At 56.5% G+C, this 3,698-nt stretch carries 6 protein-coding genes; 3 read left to right on the forward strand and 3 right to left on the reverse strand.

What is annotated here, in order from left to right; all coding sequences use genetic code 11:
• The coding region (locus BG52_RS01020; protein ID WP_036666623.1) for a DUF1861 family protein at positions 1-373 on the forward strand (373 nt) is incomplete at its 5' end.
• 95 nt (positions 374-468) lie between these two features.
• Positions 469-1,035 (forward strand): 50S ribosomal protein L25, encoded by a 567-nt coding sequence (locus BG52_RS01025; protein ID WP_051588171.1) that lies wholly within the window; start codon positions 469-471, stop codon positions 1,033-1,035.
• Between the two features lie 204 nt (positions 1,036-1,239).
• Here the strand turns inward: BG52_RS01025 and BG52_RS01030 are convergent, their stop codons facing one another.
• On the reverse strand, positions 1,240-1,479 hold the full coding sequence (locus BG52_RS01030) for a hypothetical protein (protein WP_036585409.1): 240 nt from the start codon (positions 1,477-1,479) through the stop codon (positions 1,240-1,242).
• Between the two features lie 173 nt (positions 1,480-1,652).
• On the opposite strand from BG52_RS01030, the gene BG52_RS01035 reads away from it, so the two are divergent.
• On the forward strand, positions 1,653-1,874 hold the full coding sequence (locus tag BG52_RS01035; protein WP_036585406.1) for a DUF2905 domain-containing protein: 222 nt from the start codon (positions 1,653-1,655) through the stop codon (positions 1,872-1,874).
• Here the strand turns inward: BG52_RS01035 and BG52_RS01040 are convergent.
• Positions 1,864-2,706: a TatD family hydrolase gene (locus tag BG52_RS01040; protein WP_036666625.1), complete on the reverse strand. Its 843-nt coding sequence runs from the start codon at positions 2,704-2,706 to the stop codon at positions 1,864-1,866. The two genes, BG52_RS01035 and BG52_RS01040, sit on opposite strands and share 11 nt — an antisense overlap.
• A gap of 76 nt (positions 2,707-2,782) precedes the next feature.
• Positions 2,783-3,544: an ABC transporter ATP-binding protein gene (locus BG52_RS01045; protein WP_036666627.1), complete on the reverse strand. Its 762-nt coding sequence runs from the start codon at positions 3,542-3,544 to the stop codon at positions 2,783-2,785.
• Positions 3,545-3,698 lie beyond the last annotated feature (154 nt).

Raw genomic sequence — 3,698 nt, forward strand, 5'->3', positions numbered from 1 at the left:
AACTAAGAAACTCCTTTTTTGCTGTCCGATTTTCTTAGTCCATTATAGAGGCGCGAACGAGGCGCATTTGCTAAAGAATGGCCATGTTGGCGTTCTGGGTCATATCGCTTGTTTCGATAGTGAGCGAAATAAGCATTACTATGCCATGGTTTTTTCAATAAACCCCGAAACCTGCGAAAAAACGCCAATGAAGATTATAGCGGTCAGAAACGATTTCCCGAGGGGACCCGGGAAGCGTCCGGATCTTGAGGATGTTATATTCAGCGGCGGGCTCATACGATTAGGCAATGGCCGGGCGATACTTTCCGTCGGCGTCAGCGATGCGGAAGCCTATCGCATTGAAATTCCAGATCCTTTTATTGAATATGAATAAGAAATAAGAAAAGGCAAACGTTTGACAAGATTGTCCGGTCATGATACGCTGTATTTGACAAGAATTTATTGTCAAAAGAGAGCAGGCGCAACAATATGAGCAACTCCATTCAGTTAAATGAACGTGCGAGTGTATTCAAGTCCCAAATGAAGCAAAGCAGAAAGCAGGGACTCATTCCCGCTGTATTATATGGGAGAGGCAAAGATACGGTAGCAGTAGAAGTGAATGAAAAAAAAGTGCTTGATGTGCTCAGGAAGAATCCGCGAGCAATCTTGCAAGCTTCGTTCGAGGCGGGTGTCGTGCCGGTCCTTATCCAGAGCATTCAACGGGATACGTTGACGGGGAAGCTGATACATATCGACTTCCACCATGTGAACATGAATGAAAGCATGAACAGCAAGGTGACGATTCACTTTGCCGGAGAGGCCGTTGGCGTAAAATCCGGAGGGGTCCTGCAGGTCGAAATGTACGAGGTTGAGGTTCGCTGTATGCCGGACAAATTGCCGAGTACCATGGAAGTCGATATAAGCGGCCTTGCAATCGGCGATCAGCTTCTTGTATCCGATCTTATTTTCCGGGATGGAGTCATGGTGTTATCCGACCCGCAAGCCGTTATGATCCAGATCAAAACCGTACAAGAAGAAGCGGTAGAAACACCTTAGTCCAATTTATTAAAAACAGTCGCCTCTGCCGGCAACCCCCCCTATGGTAACAGTGCAAAGAAGCGTTCATCATTGTATGGACTCACGGCACTGTTAACGAAGGGTTTTTTGTCGCCGAACGTTTTTTTGCATCCTTAATTATGCGGCGGCAAAAGCCCTGCCGGCAACCGACAGGGCTGGATGACTGGATTTGGGGGAGGGATTTTACGCGTCTTCGTCTTCGTCTTCCGCTTCGGCCTCTTCGGCGTCCGCATCCGCGATGCTTTCCTCAGCCGCCGCGTCTTCCGCGGCTTCGCCGGATACCGCTTGCTCCGGTTCATCAGCGGCTTCCCGCTCATCTCCCGTCCCTTCGACGGTTTCGTACAGCTCCGCGCCGCCCGCTGCCGTTTCCTCCGCCGCCTCGGACAATTCCAGACCGCTCAATACCTGTTCTTGCTCTCCCATTGCGAATCCCTCCATCGTTTTTCACACGTATAGGTGCAAGTCCAGTATATGCTTGCGTATGTACGGAAACTGTCGATTGATGAGGGCGATTATTAATTTTAGATTACACTTTCGTTACTTCCTCGCGCCGGGTTAATATATGAGAAAAAGCAATAGCATGGAAAGGTGATCGCATGAATTCGATTCCAAGGCTGCTGATGGCCGCCGGCGCCGTTCTTTTCATCGTCGGGCTCGTCTGGATGATGGTCGGCAAATCTATTCCTCTCGGCAGACTGCCGGGCGATATCGCGGTCGAAAAAGAAAACGTCCGCTTCTATTTCCCGATCGCGACCAGCATCGTCGTCAGTGTCGCCCTATCGCTCATTTGGTATCTGATACGTTTGTTTATGAAGTAGCGCGCCCGGCTCCAATTCCGTAAAAAGCCTTGGCATTGGCGAGCAGCCTGGCCGCTTCCTCGGCTGGCAGCGTTCCGCGAAGCTCCGCAATCCGCAGGACGACGTCGGCCGCCATGACCGGGCTCGTAAGCCTTCCCTCGTACGGTCCCTCAAAGGGCCAAGGACCGTCCGTCTCGGTCATGAGCCGGTCCGCAGGGTAGCGCCGGACCAAAGCCGTCATTTCCTCCTCGTAGGCGACGTCCGGCGTGACCGACACGAAATAGCCGTTCGACGCCATTCGGCTGATCGTCTCCTCCGGGCCTTTGAACCAATGGAAATGAGCCCTCCGCACGCCGTATTTCTCCAGCAGCGCGCACGCCTTGGCCGCATCCTCATAAACGGCGTGCAGCACGATCGGCCGCTCCAGCTCGGCGGCCAGCGCCGCGAACCGCTCCAGCAGTCGAAGATACGGCGCTTCATCGAATGCTTCCCCAGCGGCCTCGGCCTCCGTCCGCGTGTAATACGGCAGGCCGACCTCGCCGATCGCGAACGGCTCGCCCTCTCTATGCCGCTCGCGAATCCACGCGAACAGTTCTTCCTCTTCTTCCGCCGAAGGCAGCGGCCGCTCGGGGTGAAAGCCGTAGGCCGGCATGATCTGCTCCGGATATGCCAGCCGGAGCTCCCGGTTCGCCTGGCTGGACGCCAGGTTCATCGATACGGAGACAACCGCTTCCATCCCTGCCGCAAAAGCTTCCCGCAGCAGCGCCTTCGCCTCCTGCTCTTCGTACAGATCCAGATGAATATGGCTGTCGACCCATTTGTACCCGTAGTGCTCCGACTTCGCCTCCGTCACCCGCAACGCCCCCTGATCCAATTTGCCATGCTCTCCATTCACTTCGAAACCATTGGTTTACGGTCATTCGCCGGATCTAGAAACCGCTGTGCGCCGCCGGCTTAAGCAGCCCGTAAATGTCCTCCTTCAGCGCGTTGAAAGCCGGAGAACTCCATAACCGCTCATCCCGCGGGCGCGGAAAAGGCACCGCGATCTCCTTCAGCACCGAAGCCGGCTTGTCGGACAACACGATAATCCGGTCCGACAGCAGCAGCGCCTCCTCGATGCTGTGGGTCACGAGCAGCACCGACCGCCGGTTCGCCTCCCAGAGCGACAGCAGCCACTGCTGCATATGCATCCGCGTCAGCGCATCGAGCGCGCCGAACGGCTCGTCGAGGCACATGAGACGGCGCGGACTCAACAGCGCCCGCACGAACGATACCCGCTGCTGCATACCGCCCGACAGCACATGCGGATAAGCGTCGGCGTAGTCCGCCAGTCCGACCCGCGCCAACCATTCATGCGTCAAGCGGCGGGTGTCGCCGACGCTCACGCCGGCAATTTCAAGCGCCAGTCCGACGTTGCCGGCCACGGTTCGCCATGGCAACAGCGACGCTTGCTGCGGCATGTAGGCGATCAGCCCTCTCCGGCCCGTCACGTCCAGGCCTTCGATTCGAATCTTGCCCGCCTCGGGGCGCTCAAGACCGCCGATAATCTGGAACAGCGTGCTTTTGCCGCTGCCGGACGGCCCGACGAGCGACACGAATTCGCCGTCGCCGACCGTAAGCGAGACTCCGTCCAGCACCGGAACGCCGTCGAACCGCTTCGATACCGCATTCACTTCCAGCGCAGGCTTCATTCGGCCTTGCCCCCTTCCCGCTTAGGCTGCCAGCGTACGAAAGGACGCTCCGCCAGCACGACGATAACGAACAGCAGCAGACTGAACAGCACCACGATCGCCGTTCCGGCAAAAACGCGCGCCGTCTCGAACCCGTTCGCCGCAAGCTTCATGT

The sequence above is a fragment of the Paenibacillus darwinianus genome (assembly GCF_000598065.1).
Classification (GTDB): Bacteria; Bacillota; Bacilli; order Paenibacillales; family Paenibacillaceae; genus Paenibacillus_I; species Paenibacillus_I darwinianus.